Here is a 14991-nt window from a genome sequence, read left to right as displayed (position 1 = left end):
CCTCTCCTCAACCATTATTTGATGAGCTCCGTCGGGTTCATACCGGTAAACTTTTTGAACAGCGTGCTGAAATAAGGAACGTTCTTGTAACCGACCCGCTCTGCCACTTCATAAACTAGCATGTTCCTTTCAAGGAGCAGCTCTCTCGCCTTTTCAATTCGTACACGCGTTAAATACGTGTTGAACGTTTCGCCGGTCATATTTTTGAAAATGATCGACAAGTGATTTCGCGAAATGTACACCTTGTCCGCTAAATCGGCGAGCGTCATTTCGTCCGCATAATGCTCATGAATGTACTGTGTCATAAAGTCGACAGCTTGCCTGTGCTTGCTGTTCCCTTTCCACTGTCGGCTGCTGCAAATGACGGATATTTTGGCTCTAAGCCATTCCGCTAATTCTTCGGGCTTGGTCAACCCGACCATTTCTTTGGCGATTTGGTCGTTCGGGCAAATATCGTCCAGCACCATACCGACTTCATACAGGCAATAGGCAAAAATTCCCCACAGTTCCCCCGCCAGCATCTGCACGTAATCCGGAGCGATCCCGCTCTGCTTCTTAAGCTGATCAATATACTCGGTGACAAGCTGCTGGGCTAGTGCTTCTTGCGAGGCCTTCATCGCACCGGCCAGCTCAAAATAAAATTTAGCCGGGCGCATGACGATCGTTCCCTGATCTTGTCTCATCGCTTCACTGTATGCATATGCGTCATAGGCCGGGACAACCCGCCGGTCCCGCAAATCTATAGCACGGAAAGCTTCCTCCGTCGAATCGGGAATTTCCGTCCATTGTTCTTTTATGCTTCCGATGCCTACATGTATGACCAACTTCAGGTAACGTTTGATGCAATCAATCAGCCTGATGCCAAGGTCACCCAACTTCTTCTCCAAAAGCTGCTTGCTGCTCCCCGCTTCAGGGTGAATTAGCAGTACGGCTCTTGTACTATGAAGCTCTGTATATTCAGCTCCCGGAAACGCTTCATGGGCTAACTCGCTAACGATATTGCTAATCGCAAAACGGAACAGGTTCCAATCGGACAGCGAAAGTTCGCTGGCGCGAACGTCGCGGATCAGATCAATGCCGATTACGACATGCTCCGTCTCTGACCAGAACCGGTAAGGCTGCGGCAAACGATTCCCGCTCTTATAGGAGCTGTCCAGTGTACCGGCAACGGCCGACTTCACCCATTCCTTCTCGATAAAAGGTTCATACATCATTAATTTTTGCTGAAGTTCGTCCTGCTTAATTCGCTTCTCTTCTTCTTCCATCAGCTCCTGGATGACTTTATCCAGTATAGATTTCAAAGTCGGTACACTGATTGGCTTAGATACATAATCACTGACGTTGTGCCGCAGCGCTTGTCTCGCATGCTCGAAATCGGAATATCCGCTCAAAATAATGATTTTGCCGTTGTAGCCGTCTTTCCGCAGCTGCTCGATCATATCGAGGCCGTTCATAACCGGCATATAAATATCTGTAATGACTATATCCGGACCGGCAGTCCGAATGAGTTCCAATCCGTCCTCGCCGTTCAATGCTTCCCCGACCCATTCCGCATCTATTTCTTCCCAAGGAATGGCTCGTTTCATGCCTTGCAGCACCTGCCGTTCATCGTCAATGATGGCGATCCTCCACACAACGCTTACCTCCTTTAACTTCAACATCATAGAACTCAAACCCGGAGCATGTGATGTTCCGGGTTTGATCTTAAGATTTACGATTGGTAGGCTCCACTATTACTTATTATAATAACGATCCGCCTCAGCTATATAAATAAGAGAGATGTATGATTTATTTTAAAATAAAACGAACTATAACACACCCTGCTTGGGCTGCTCATTAACCGGAGGCTCCGTCAATCGAGGCAAATTGATGGTGACACGCGTCCCTCCCTTTTCCCGTTCAGTAAGCTTAATGCCATAAGAATCCCCGTAATATCCGGCAATCCGTTCTCTCACATTGCGGATACCGTACCCTCCCGTATGTCGATTGCGTTTCTTGTCCACCGCCTGTTGAAGTCCGATCCCGTCGTCATCAATGATGATTTGCACGCCATCGTCCTTCTCATCCATCCGGATGCGGATATGACCATGACTGCGCGCGTTGAATCCATGGACAACCGCATTCTCTACGAACGGTTGAAGCGTAAGCTTCGGTATGAACAACTCTCTGATGTCCGTAGATACTTCGATCGTATAATCGAGTCCGGTTCTCCAGCGCAGCTGCTGGATTTGCAGATAACTCTCCATATGCATAAGCTCTTCACCGATCGTAATGAAGCTGGCGCCATTCGACAACCCTATTCGGAACATGCGCCCCATCAGCTCCAGAATACGGCTGATCTCGTCCTGTCCCGCCTCAATCGCCATCCAATTCAGCTGATCGAGCGTATTATAAAGAAAATGCGGGTTAATGTTTGCTTGCAGCGCTTCAATCTCGGCTTTACGCTGTTGCTCATATCGGCGCTGAAGTGAAAGGTACAACTCCTCGATCCTCTCATTCTGCTTGCGATAGCCGGCAAATAAGTAACCAAATTCATTTTGATAATCGGTCGGCAGTTCCACGTTGTTGCCGCCTACCGAATATAGCCCCATTGCATTCACAAGCTTTTTAATGGGCTTCGTGAACTGCCTGCTCAAATAGTGCGTGAGCAGCAATGTGAGCAATACGGCTGCAATGGCGATAATCCCGATCACTTCGGCCAGCCTGAGACTGCCTGCTGTAATTTGATGCCATGGCGTGATCTCGACCAGCGTCCAGTTTGAATCAAGTAACTTCGAATAAACGAAGAGGGAATTCCCCGCTTCCGAATTCCCTTGCGTGTGGACAAAGCCCGATTGCCCGCTTCGGGCATCGATCCATTTGGATAACTCCGTATGATCCGGAACTTGACCGATTTTCAAAAACTGCTGTCCCTGGGAGTCGATCATCATCCGGTTCGATTCCGAAGAATGACCGGCAAGCAGCTTCCGAATCTGATCTGCCTTCACATGAATGACCAGAACCCCCGAATATTTGTCGTCATACACAATTTTCCTGGCAAAACTGAGTACCGGGACATCTCCTTGAAAGCTTGGAATGTTGTGTTCGCTTGACCATGCAAAATCATTGCCCGTCAAGGCCGGATACCAGATCTGTTTGTCCATATCCGCCATATCCCGAAATTGGATATAACTATTGGCGTCGCGTTCGAGAGGACGGTTCATATACAAATCAATTCCTTGAATCAGCGGGATCGAGTACGTCAAGTTCGCCAGTGCACGCTCTACGCTTATCGACTTCCGGTACCGGTCGAATTCATCCTGCTTGTTAACCAAGAACGTGATGACCTCATTGTCTCGGGAAGTGGACAAGGAGATTTGCTCAATCGTGACAAGTCTTGTCGTAATCTCGTTATTCAGCTCATCGAGCAACCGCTGCTGGTAGTGAAACGTCGTTTGCGCAAGCTCCTTCGATGAAATACTGTAACTGGCCCAGACGCTGCAAGCCAGAACAATAATGATAAGCCCGGCAAAGCTGCGGAAGAAGAGGTGGTCGATTCTAAACTTTTTAAAAGGATTAGTCATGCCGCATGCGCTCCCGTTTGTTCCATTTAGGCGAAGAAACGGTAAAACAACGAAATGGGTTCGCCGCTTTACCGTCTATTGAATGTTTAAATTTCATCTTATCCTTTAATCCCTGTCGTTGCAATTCCTTCGACAAAGTATTTCTGCAAGAACATGAAGACGAGCGTCGCAGGAATGATGGACACGAGCGACATCGCAAGCAGTTGTCCCCACTCTTGGGCGGATTGGGAATCATTGATCATCCGAAGGGCGAGACCGACCGTGTATTTATCGACGGAGTTGATATAGAGCAGGTGACCGAGGAAATCATCCCAGTTCCACAGGAAGCAAAAGATCATGACCGTTACGATGGCAGGCTTGGTCAGCGGCATCACGATACGCCAGTAAATGCCGAACCAGGAGCAGCCGTCCATTTTAGCCGATTCATCCAGCTCTTTGGGAATTCCCCGCACGAATTGTATAAGCAGGAAGACAAAGAACGTTCCGCCTGCGCCGCTAGCTACCAAGTGAGGCACAATGAACGGGAGATACGTATTCACCCAACCTAATTGATGAAACATTGCATACTGCGGAATAATCAGCACTTGTCCCGGCAGCATCAGCGTAAGCATCAATAAGGAGAACCAGAAGTTTTTAAGCGGAAAATCCAGTCTTCCGAATCCGAACGCAACGAGAGTACTTGAGAGAAGCGTAACGGCTAACAGTACAATTTCAAGACCGAACGTATTGAGATAGAAATCCGTGAACGAATGCCCCGGAACCGAGTACCATCCTTTCACAAAGTTGCTCCACTGCGGCACCGAAGGGAAAAGATTCGGCGAACTGAGCTCGCTGTTGGACTTTAAAGATGCCCCGATCCACCAAACAACCGGATAAATCATGACGAGGCTAAACACGATCATGAAGAGATGGCGGGTCACTTGATTCCATTTCATTGTCATTTGGACTTCCTCCCCCCGGACTCCGTTTCGTAGAACACCCAGTATTTCGAGGTGCCGGCAATAATGGCCGCTACGATGACGATCATGACCAGCATAATCCACGCAAGTGCGGAAGAATAGCCGAGTTGATAGCGGCTGAATGCACGCTCATACAAATATAAGGCATAGACGTATGTCGAGTTCATCGGTCCGCCGTTTGTAATGACGTAAGCCGATGTGAACATTTGAAACGCGTTGATAACCCCCATAATGAGGTTGAAGTACAAAGTCGGAGAAAGCATAGGCAGTGTTATCTTGAAAAATTGAACGAACCGGTTCGCGCCGTCTACCGACGAAGCTTCGTACAAATCGTTCGGGATTTGCTTCAGACCTGCAAGGAAAATCACCATCGAGGAACCGAACTGCCAGACGGTAAGCAGGATCAATGTCGATAGCGCCGTACTCGGATTCGTAATCCAACCCGTCCCTTCAATGCCGAACGCGGCAAGAATTTGGTTGAAGATGCCGTCGACGCCGAAGATGTTGCGCCATAGCAAGGACACCGCGATACTTCCGCCGATCAGTGATGGGAAATAAATAGCCGTTCGGTAGGCGGAGATGCCTTTCATGGACTTGTTCAGCAATAGTGCTACGAGTAGCGCCACGGCGAGCTTCAGCGGTACGGAAGCCAGCACATACATAAATGTTACCTTGATGGACTGCACGAACTTATCGTCTGCCGTAAATATTCTTTCATAATTTCGAAGTCCGACCCAACTGATCGGTTCCATCAACGTATAATCCGTAAATGAATAATAGAGCGATAAGAACATCGGATACGCGGTCAGACCGAAGAATCCGATCAGCCATGGCGCAATAAATAAATATCCCGCAATCGGAGCGTCCCATCGACTTAAAAAAGAACGGCGTTTCTTGGTGCCCGCAGCGGTTTTCAGGGCAGCAGTTGTGGAACGATTCATGTATGATCACCTCTGCAGTTAATCTTATTCTTGGTATACATTCAGTATAGAGAATAAATGCTAGAGACTAAATGAGAGGAATCATCGAATTCTTTTAAAATATCACGAAAAAATAGAGCCCTCGCAAACAACAGCCTGCTCCTGCCGGTGCTGAAAGGGACTTTTGGGGCGTAACAGCCCCGCAATAGCACAAAGTGGCTTCCGAAAGAGCCTTTTGGGCTCTTTCAGTAACCACTACCTTTATGCTGTGCAATTAATAGATTTTTCTACCCAACTGATCGGCAATGCCGCTCTTCCTGTAAAAATAAGTATTGATCATGTCGCGCCATTCCTTCGCATGCTCAGCCTGCTCCGCTAGGCGACTTGCTACCTGCTTGTGCAGCCCCTCGTCCATGCTTCCTGTAAGGCTATCCCACTTGGCTTTCAACTGTTCAGCCCGCTCCGCGCCTTCAAAGTGCGTGTCATAAATATGCTGTATGACCGTTTTACCTGAATGAAGCACATGCGCATATGGCACGTGGTGGAAGAACAATAGCAGCTCGTCCGGACAGCTCTCCACCGACTCGTACCTATCATAATTGGCTCCTCTATACTGCGCGGCATATCCGGTTCCCGATGCCTGCGTCCGGTCGACGCCGATGCCATAGCAATCTGCGAAGTGATAGGTGCCCCACTTCGAATATTCATAACCATCTACGTTTGGCCCGTAATGATGGTCAGGATTCACCATCCAGCCTACGCCAAGCGGCGCCGTATACGACTCATAGATGCTCCACGATTCCATGAGCATCCCCAGAATCGTGCGGACGAGCTTTTCGTTCCCGCCGAATGTCTGACGAATCCATTCCTCTGCGATGCCTTCCGCCGCCAGCTCAGGATTCCATGCCAAACGTCCGTAGCCGTACAAGTTCGCCTGCGCCAGCAAATGTCCCGTCCAATTGGCATCATTCCCAATGTTCGAGACGGCCGCAAAACCGCTGAATCGGTTTCCATACAGAGAACCGTCGACAATACGTTTAATGCTGGACCCTTCACCTTTAGCATACGTTTCAAAATCGAGAACTTCTTTCCACTGCGGAATCAGATAGCACAAGTGACGCTGCTGTCCTGTATACTCCTGCGTAATCTGGAACTCGATCATTTGATTCGTTGCTTCCATGGCGCCGATGAGCGGCGAAACCGGCTCCCGAACCTGGAAGTCCATCGGTCCATTTTTCACCTGCAAAATAACATTGTCCATAAATCGTCCGTCAAGCAGTTTAAAATGGTCATAAGCCGCCCGCGCTCGGTCCGTCGTCCGGTCACGCCAATCCTGCTTGCAGTTATAGACGAAGCAGCGCCAAATGACGATTCCGCCGTAAGGCTTAAGCGCTTCGGCGAGCATATTCGAGCCGTCCGCATGATCCCGGTCATAGGTGAACGGTCCCGGACGATTCTCCGAATCGGCTTTCACGAGGAAACCGCCGAAATCCGGAATCGCCGCATACACTTCGGCCGCTTTGCCGCGCCACCATTCGCGCACGGCCGGATCAAGCGGATCAGCCGTCGACAAACCGCCAATTTCAAGCGGGCTTGCGTAGTTGATGCTCAAAAACAATTTGATGCCGTATGACCTGAAAATAGCGGCAAACTTCGCTACATCAGGAAGGTATTCTTGTGTCAATAACATCGATTCATATTTATGCACGTTCACATTATTGATCGAGATCGCATTGATTCCCGATGAAGCCAGCAGTCTGGCATAGTCGCGGACGCGCTCCAGATCGCCAGTGATTCGGTTATTGGCATAAAAAATCGATTTCCCCGCATATCCCCGTTCAATGCTGCCGTCAATATTGTCCCACTGATTGATCATGCGCAGCATGTTAACAGGATTCTCAACCAAATCCAGCTTGTCGATGGTGGCGCCCGTGCTCATCAGCCGAAGCAGATGGAAGACGCCATACAAAATCCCGGATCCCGATGAAGCCCCTATCGCGATGCAGCGGTTATCTTTATCCGACTTTATCGCGAATCCTTCGGGTCCAACCGCCGAACGCGTATCGTTTCCGAAAGTACGATCTACAATAGGATTACTGCCGAAAGTTCCTATTGCGATGCACGGAACCCCAACCCCGCTCTCCGCTACTTCGGGCTCATTGCCCAGTATTGATGCAATCCCTCGTGACAATTCGGATATAGCAGTCCGAACAATATCATCCTTTTCAGTGACAGTAATACGATTGTAGACCGCATATTGATCATAAAGTTCGCCCGGAGCTATACGATGAAATCCCAGCCATGCCTGATAGCCATCTCCGGACTGATGTAATGTAGTTCCTCCCATCAGAAAATCCTCCCCGCATGATAAGTTTTCCTTCATAAATTCATAATGATTCCTATATAAGCCATTCATGACTTCCATACTACCATACAAGTGTGGTAGTATGGAAGTAATAGTTGCATATAGGGGTGAATCCATGGATTTTACAATCAGACCACAGATCAATTCCACGCGCGATGCCGTGTATCATAGGCTGAAGGAGCAGATCCTGAGCATTGAACTGCTTCCCGGCGCCAGCATATCGGAAAAAGAGATCTCGCTTCAATTAGGCGTAAGCCGTACGCCCGTTAGAGAAAGCTTCGTCCGCCTTTCACAGGAAGGACTGTTGGACATCTACCCTCAACGCGGTACGGTGATATCGCTTATCGATTTGGAACTTGTGGAAGAAGCGCGTTTTATGCGCGAACAGCTTGAACGCGCCGTCATCCGATTAGCCTGCGGCAGCTTTCCAGCTGAACAATTAAAGGAGCTGCAAACTAACCTTTTACTACAGAACGCTTGCATCGAAGAGCAAGATTACAAGAAAATGTTCGAGCTTGATGAAGCTTTCCACCGAACGATCTTTGAAGGATGCAAGAAGCTCAACACCTGGGCGGTCATCCAGCAAATCAACGTTCACCTTAACCGGACCCGGATGCTCCGCCTAGCCGCCGATCATCATTGGGACGATCTCATTGCCCAGCATCAGCACATGGTGGAAGCTATTCGTGAGAACAACGCTGATCGGGCGGAGAAGCTGATGATTGAGCATTTGCATTTGACGATCGCCGATCAGGCGCTGCTCAAACAGAAATTCCCTGCTTACTTCAAATGACCGGAGGCGAAAGCAATTTATGAAAATGGTATTTCGATGGTTTGGAGAGGGCAACGATACCGTAACCCTGAACCAAATCAAGCAGATTCCCGGCGTGGAAGGTATCGTATGGGCGCTTCATGACGTAACTGCCGGCGAAGAGTGGCCCATGGACAAAATCATGGAGATAAAAGCAAAGGCCGATCAAGCAGGTCTTCACATCAAAGTCGTGGAAAGCGTCAATATTCACGAGGATATTAAGCTTGGTCTTCCAAGCCGCGACAAGTATATCGAGAATTATAAAAAAACAATCGCCAAACTCGCTCAAGTCGGAGTCAAAGTAATTTGCTACAATTTTATGCCCGTATTCGACTGGGTGCGAACCGACCTGCACAAGGAATTAGGCGATGGTTCGACTGCTCTCTTTTATGAAAAAAGCAAAATCACCGACCTTGACCTGTTCGAGCAGGTTAAGCGGATCAATGAAAATCCGAACTTTACGATGCCGGGCTGGGAGCCGGAACGCCTAGGACGCTTGACGGAGCTGTTTGACGCTTACCGCGGCGTTACCGAAGAGCATTTGTGGGATAACGTCAAATACTTCCTCGACGAGATTATCCCCGTAGCTGCCGAGCACGATATCCGAATGGCGATACACCCGGACGATCCGCCATGGCCGATCTTCGGATTGCCCCGTATTATGACGGGCCAAGCTAACATTCGCCGTTTTCTGAAGCTGCATGATAGCCCGTATAACGGCATCACACTTTGCAGCGGATCGCTCGGCGCTAATCCGGCCAATGATATCGTCTCCATGGTACATGAATTTGCCGACCGGATTCCATTTACTCATCTCCGCAATGTACGGGTTTACGAGAATGGCGATTTTATCGAGACGTCGCACCGCACACAGGACGGTACTGTTGATATGTCCGGCATCGTACAAGCGCTGCACATGAACAACTTCGAAGGCTTCTGCCGGCCGGACCACGGCAGGCATATATGGGACGAACAGTGCAGACCCGGATACGGTCTATATGATCGCGCGCTAGGCATCATGTACTTGTGGGGGCTTTGGGACGCTTACAGCAAAGGTTCACATACAGAAAGGACGGTAGTACAACGATGATCGAATTAACCAACCATCCATCGCTTCATGGCAAAGTAGTCGTCATAACGGGCGGCGCCGGCGTTCTGTGCCGGGTTATGGCTCTAGAGCTTGCACGGCAGGGATCCCGTGTCGCCATTCTGAACCGCACCCTCGAAAAAGGCAGCGAGGTTGCTGCCGAAATTATCGCTGCCGGAGGCGAAGCCATTGCTGTCTCATGTGACGTAACGAATGCGGAGAGCATGCAGCAAGCGGCCGACGCCGTCCTAGAGCAGTTAGGCCCATGCGACATTCTGATCAACGGTGCCGGAGGCAATCATCCGAGCGCGAATACAACGAACGAAATCTATAAACCGGAAGACCTGAACAATCCGGATGTAACGACGTTCTTTGATCTAAGCGTAAGCGGCTTTCGCAATGTGCTCGATTTGAACTTCGTCGGCAGCCTGATTCCGACGCAAATCTTCGTCAAACAGATGCTCGGCAAACAAGGAGCGACGGTGATCAACATCTCTTCGATGAGCGCCCCTTCTCCAATGACCAAGGTTCCTGCTTACAGCGCCGCCAAAGCTGCCATTGATAATTTCACACAGTGGCTGGCTGTGCATCTGGCGGAAAGCGGTATCCGTGTCAACGCGATTGCACCGGGATTTTTCTTGACCAAACAGAACGAGAAGCTGCTGCTCAAAGAGGATGGCTCCCTCACCGAACGTTCTCATAAAATTATTACACATACGCCGATGCGTCGCTTCGGCAAGCCTGAGGATTTACTGGGTACCCTGCTTTGGCTGACCGATGCCAATATGTCAGGATTCGTCACAGGAACGACCATTCCGGTCGACGGCGGTTTCATGGCTTATTCGGGTGTCTAAGCTTTTAGGATGGGTAGTGAATAACGGCTTATTTAGTTGTTATCCACTACCCTTTTCTAATTAAATTACTTGAAAAATTTGTTTTCCCGGAATAAAATGCACAGGAATTGTCGGAAACATCATTCCTATCCGCTCAGCCAAATGCTTCATACCAGGTACTTCACTCTCCGCATGTCCAAGCACGATCAACGCCATCTTTCTCCCTTGATGTACAGCGTCCCGTACGTATTCAGGAGTCTCCCACTCAGGTCCCTCTCCCGAAATAATGAGGTCCAGATGCTCGTTTTCAAAAAGCGGGATAGCCAAGGCACCTCCTCCTCTGTATCCCGCCAATAAACCAACCCGCGTACATGTGATCGATAAATCACCGGCAACTCGGACAAACGAGATGCCAAGCTTATTTTTAGCATACTCAGCAATTTCTTTGACAGTCATTGCGGGAACGGTAAGAATGGATGCAGCCGGTTGATGATCATCGACATACGATTGCCAGTCTAGTGCCTGGATTAACCCTGCCATAATTCCGTCGGGCTGATAGCGATGCCAATAATCATGGAATCGGAAGATGGCTATGCCTGACTCGTCGATAAGTCTTTGCTTCTCCCGATAAACCGGATCCTTTTCCAATGATTCCGTTCTGTCCAGATGACTGTAAAATGTCCCTTCGTGCGTTATGAGTAAGTTAGCGCCCATAGCGACGGCCTGCTCAATCACATGGTGTGTCGCCATGAACGTCGTTACGATCCCTTTTACTTCCGTATTGAGACTGCCTGACCTCAGCGTGTCCACCGTGCTCTCGAGCTGGCCTACGGGTTCCATTAGTTTATCGATGATATCCTTTATCGTGACCTTCATTGCTTCAACTCCATTCGCGGTAGACAGCAAGACCCGGAACAGTCATGTTCCGGGCTTATCGTCTTGCCTTATTTTTCGTAAGATTGCGCTGCTGTTTTCAATTGTTCAAAAGCTTTTTCCGGCGTCACTTTACCGAAGCTGAGCTGATCGCGAACGAGCGTCCAATCTTTATCGATAAAGTTCGTCCAGCCTTTGACACCAGGAGTCCAGGTTTGCCCGTCTTTCTCAGTTGCGTGAAGCAAGGCCGAACCGATTTTATCCGTTTCACTCATGCTTGCTTCAAGGGACACGGCTATATCTTTATTAACCGGCAAGCCGCGTGTAGTTGTCAAGATTTTTGCAGCTTCCGGATCGTTAACGAACCAGTTGAGGAATTTCTTCGCCTCTTCCGCTTTCTTGGAGCCTGCGGAAACAGCCAGGTACATGGAAGGCTTTAACCAGCCGCCTGCTTCTGTACCGCGCGGCATCGTTACCAGCGCATAAGCGCCTTTCTTCAAGCTATCCCAAGAACTGTAATTGTTGGAGAAGCCCAGACGGATCATAATTTTACCCGAAACCATTAAATCCATTTTCGGATCGAATTCTTTATCGGAGGCATTCACATCTGCAGGAGGAACGATCCCTGCTTTGCGCAGCTCTTCGAATTTCTTGGTCCATTCCAGGAAGGTAGCTTGGTCTACGTTGAATTTACCGTCTGCCGATACCACCATGCCTTTACCTTTAGCATATTGGAATGCCGAGTAGGCAAAATAGTCGCCGGCATAATCCTTCGTAAAGTATTGGCCTTCCGGCAGTTTCGTCTTAGCTTCTTTAGCCAGTGCAAAGAAATCGTCCCATGACCAGCCGTTCTGTGGAGCTTTAAGGCCGAGCTTATCCATCGCCGCTTTATCGAAAATCATCCCGTATGCGACTGAGCCTAACGGCATCGCATATTGTTTGCCGCCGGATTGCCCGCCTGATAATACTTTTGTGTCAATTTTGGCAACATCCACTCCTGTGAGCGGCGCTAATTGGTTGCGGCCTGCCCAATCCGACACCCAACCCGGATCCAATTGAATCAAATCCGGCGCATTATTCGCCGCCGCTTGCGTGGACAGCTTGTCCAAATATCCGTCCATACCGGAATATTCCGGCTCAAATGTCACGTTTGGATGTTTTTCGCTATACAATTTCAGCGCGGCAAGAGTCGCCTCATGGCGGACTTGCGAACCCCACCACATGATGCGCAGCTTGACTGGCTCATTTGAACTCGCAGCCGGTGTAGCTGCTGCAGTAGCCTTCGGATCCGTACCGCTCTTGGCTCCGCCGCTGGAGCAAGCTACTAGGGATCCGGCTAACGCTGCTGCTACGACGACTGTTAGAGAACGCTTCCATTTAATCATTGTTTTTATTCCCCCTACTTGATCATGTTGTCCTGCTTAATGTTATAGTAACAATTCAGGAAGAAGGTTCATATAAGAGAGATGCACGATTTATTTTAAATTTGTCCGAAAATGTCAGAGAGGCGGTAGGTTCATCGAGATCTTATACGGTTCGACCAATAGAGTTATTGTTCATACACTCATCTCCTGCTATTCAAGAAACAAACTGCATTTCATGCAGTTTGTTCATCGCTGTAAGCCGTAATTGGCAAAAAAACGGCACTATTTGAGGGAAAAATGTTACTTGGTAGGAATTTTATTCGTTCGAAGCATATTTGGGGTCGTTTACCCATCAAATGCGTCAAAATGTTCTCTATTTGCGAACGCAGAGCTATATCTAGAGGCAGGAAGCAAGAAGTAACGAATTAACTTCGGTTCTGGTAGTTTATTCGCAAGCTCGCCCAGCCTGGGTCTTTTTCACGATGTCTTCACGGACGGTCGAACCCTTGCGGGTTCTCTTCCCTCCCCGCAACGAAAAAAGACCACCATTAAGGTGATCTTTTTCATTAAGCGGGTGATGGGAATCGAACCCACGCTACCAGCTTGGAAGGCTGGAGTTCTACCATTGAACTACACCCGCGCGTTATCGGGACGACACGATTTGAACATGCGACCCCCTGCTCCCAAAGCAGGTGCTCTACCAAGCTGAGCTACGTCCCGATGATATGCAACTATTATGAAAATGGCGTGCCCAGAGAGATTCGAACTCCCGACCTTTTGATTCGTAGTCAAACGCTCTATCCGGCTGAGCTATGGGCACACGCATGATGCTGAAGCCGTTAGAGCTTCATTAAAATAATGGAGCGGAAGACGGGATTCGAACCCGCGACCCTCGCCTTGGCAAGGCGATGCTCTACCCCTGAGCCACTTCCGCACGTCATCTTTTGCTTGTCTTTCTCAATACGTTTCTCAGAGGCGACAATGAATAATATATCAGGATTTCAGCATAAATGCAAATGTTTTTTTATTCCTATCTTTCTACTTGATAAATACATTGCCAAACGGTAAAAACTCCCGAACAATTCGCCGCAGCAAACTATCATTTTGCATATGCTCACTCAGAAGACGATCCGGCTTGCACGGCTGAAGAAGCAACCTGCCGGTCCCTGTCATTTCCCATTGGTAATTCATATGCTGGCTGGCCAGCGTATTGCCGTACACCGATAAACGCAAATTCGCATGACGCGGATAAGCAATGAGACAACCGGCATCGACATAGAGCGGTTGTTCGGGATGCAGTTCCATCTGATAGAGCGGTCCTGCCGTAAGTAGCCCCAACTTACCCGGTCCTTGAAACTGCATTTTGATCAGATCTTTGGTGATGAGCGTATTTTTAACACTCTGAATATGCGAGGTAAACGAGAGTCCTTCCGTATAAAACAGGACATGACGAAACTCGTAAAGCAAATCATCTTGAGCTTCAATAGACACAACAGACATATGATAACCATCCGGCATTCCGAGCATAAAACGGGCAGGTCCATGAATACACGCCTGCAACAGACGTTTTTTCCGGTACATACCTGGGAGCTTCATCAAAGAATCCTCTCGCTGCTCGGACTTTCCCTGGAAAGCAACGATTTGATTCGGGTGCAGTACATAAACGGATTCTTCAGGCTCTATAACTAAAGTAGCCAACCGGCCATGCGAATCGGCTTGTTCGAATAGTACATCCATTCCAGCAACCTCCTGCGACGCGTTTATTTGGTGCGCTGGTTATTTTTACGCCAAACCATAAATCGAAACACGCGCCCCAGCACAAAATAAAAGAGAAGTAATCCCACCGCAGTCGCCGCGACATATGTGATTTTTCGATTGCGGTTCTCTTTATCCAGAGCTAACTGCTCCATAGCTTTTAAACGATGCTGCAATAGCTCATTTTCCTTTTGAAGCGCCTGATTTTGAGCGAGCAATCGTTCCTCTGTTTCCTGGGAGCGTGCAATAGCTTCAGACAGCTTGTCCTTCTGTTCATCCAATTCTTGCTTCGTGGCCTCATAATCTTTCTGAATTTGTTCGATATTATCAGGAAGTTGATATATTTCTTTCATCCGATCCAACCAACTGGCTTGGATAGAGGCAGCAGGTACCATACATATCAGCAATACAACGAATACGAAAACTATTTTTCCGATCCGAAAGCCTTTACGTGCCGCCAA

Annotated in this window: 12 protein-coding genes and 4 tRNA genes; 3 read left to right on the top strand and 13 right to left on the bottom strand. The window is 48.8% G+C overall.

The window, feature by feature from the left end:
- Positions 1-14 precede the first annotated feature (14 nt).
- The 5 genes from ICC18_RS26340 to ICC18_RS26320 all read right to left on the bottom strand — a co-directional run bounded on the left by ICC18_RS26340 (position 15) and on the right by ICC18_RS26320 (position 7789).
- Positions 15-1634 carry a response regulator transcription factor gene (locus ICC18_RS26340; RefSeq protein WP_188177420.1) on the bottom strand — a complete coding sequence of 540 codons (1620 nt, stop codon included), beginning with the start codon at positions 1632-1634 and terminating at the stop codon, positions 15-17.
- Positions 1635-1808: 174 nt separating this feature from the next.
- Positions 1809-3563, bottom strand: coding sequence for a cache domain-containing sensor histidine kinase (locus ICC18_RS26335; RefSeq protein ID WP_188177419.1), 1755 nt, complete (start codon positions 3561-3563; stop codon positions 1809-1811).
- Positions 3564-3661: 98 nt separating this feature from the next.
- Positions 3662-4504, bottom strand: a complete 843-nt coding sequence (locus ICC18_RS26330) for a carbohydrate ABC transporter permease (RefSeq protein ID WP_188177418.1) — start codon at positions 4502-4504, stop codon at positions 3662-3664.
- On the bottom strand, positions 4501-5463 hold the full coding sequence (locus ICC18_RS26325) for a carbohydrate ABC transporter permease (RefSeq protein ID WP_188177417.1): 963 nt from the start codon (positions 5461-5463) through the stop codon (positions 4501-4503). The genes ICC18_RS26330 and ICC18_RS26325 overlap by 4 nt, the downstream gene beginning before the upstream one ends.
- A gap of 253 nt (positions 5464-5716) precedes the next feature.
- Positions 5717-7789, bottom strand: a complete 2073-nt coding sequence (locus ICC18_RS26320; protein ID WP_188177416.1) for an alpha-glucuronidase family glycosyl hydrolase — start codon at positions 7787-7789, stop codon at positions 5717-5719.
- Positions 7790-7922: 133 nt separating this feature from the next.
- On the opposite strand from ICC18_RS26320, the gene ICC18_RS26315 reads away from it, so the two are divergent.
- The 3 genes from ICC18_RS26315 to ICC18_RS26305 are packed head-to-tail and all read left to right on the top strand — an operon-like array spanning position 7923 to position 10559.
- The gene (locus tag ICC18_RS26315) at positions 7923-8600 is read left to right on the top strand and encodes a GntR family transcriptional regulator (RefSeq protein ID WP_188177415.1); all 678 of its coding nucleotides are present in this window, start codon (positions 7923-7925) and stop codon (positions 8598-8600) included.
- Between the two features lie 19 nt (positions 8601-8619).
- Positions 8620-9708, top strand: coding sequence for a mannonate dehydratase (uxuA, locus tag ICC18_RS26310; protein WP_188177414.1), 1089 nt, complete (start codon positions 8620-8622; stop codon positions 9706-9708).
- On the top strand, positions 9705-10559 hold the full coding sequence (locus ICC18_RS26305) for an SDR family oxidoreductase (protein ID WP_188177413.1): 855 nt from the start codon (positions 9705-9707) through the stop codon (positions 10557-10559). Before uxuA ends, ICC18_RS26305 begins: the two co-directional genes overlap by 4 nt.
- A gap of 60 nt (positions 10560-10619) precedes the next feature.
- Here ICC18_RS26305 and ICC18_RS26300 read toward each other — a convergent pair whose 3' ends face one another.
- The 8 genes from ICC18_RS26300 to ICC18_RS26265 form a co-directional block, all read right to left on the bottom strand.
- Complete coding sequence (locus tag ICC18_RS26300; RefSeq protein ID WP_188177412.1) at positions 10620-11414, bottom strand: Nif3-like dinuclear metal center hexameric protein; 795 nt, start codon at positions 11412-11414, stop codon at positions 10620-10622.
- A gap of 68 nt (positions 11415-11482) precedes the next feature.
- Entirely contained in the window at positions 11483-12796 is a 1314-nt protein-coding gene (locus tag ICC18_RS26295) for an ABC transporter substrate-binding protein (protein ID WP_188177411.1), read from the bottom strand.
- Positions 12797-13344: 548 nt separating this feature from the next.
- Positions 13345-13415 (bottom strand) — tRNA-Gly (locus ICC18_RS26290).
- Positions 13416-13421: 6 nt separating this feature from the next.
- Positions 13422-13495 (bottom strand) — tRNA-Pro (locus ICC18_RS26285).
- A gap of 23 nt (positions 13496-13518) precedes the next feature.
- Positions 13519-13595: transfer RNA gene (locus ICC18_RS26280), tRNA-Arg, on the bottom strand.
- Positions 13596-13634: 39 nt separating this feature from the next.
- A tRNA-Gly gene (locus tag ICC18_RS26275) sits at positions 13635-13709 on the bottom strand.
- Between the two features lie 104 nt (positions 13710-13813).
- A complete protein-coding gene (locus tag ICC18_RS26270) occupies positions 13814-14512 on the bottom strand; it encodes an AIM24 family protein (RefSeq protein WP_188177410.1) in 699 nt (232 codons plus the stop codon).
- Positions 14513-14535: 23 nt separating this feature from the next.
- The gene (locus ICC18_RS26265) at positions 14536-14991 is read right to left on the bottom strand and encodes a coiled-coil domain-containing protein (protein ID WP_188177409.1); all 456 of its coding nucleotides are present in this window, start codon (positions 14989-14991) and stop codon (positions 14536-14538) included.

Source organism: Paenibacillus sedimenti, from assembly GCF_014534655.1.
Taxonomy (GTDB): domain Bacteria; phylum Bacillota; class Bacilli; order Paenibacillales; family NBRC-103111; genus Paenibacillus_E; species Paenibacillus_E sedimenti.
This window is presented reverse-complemented; position numbering and strand designations above follow the sequence as displayed.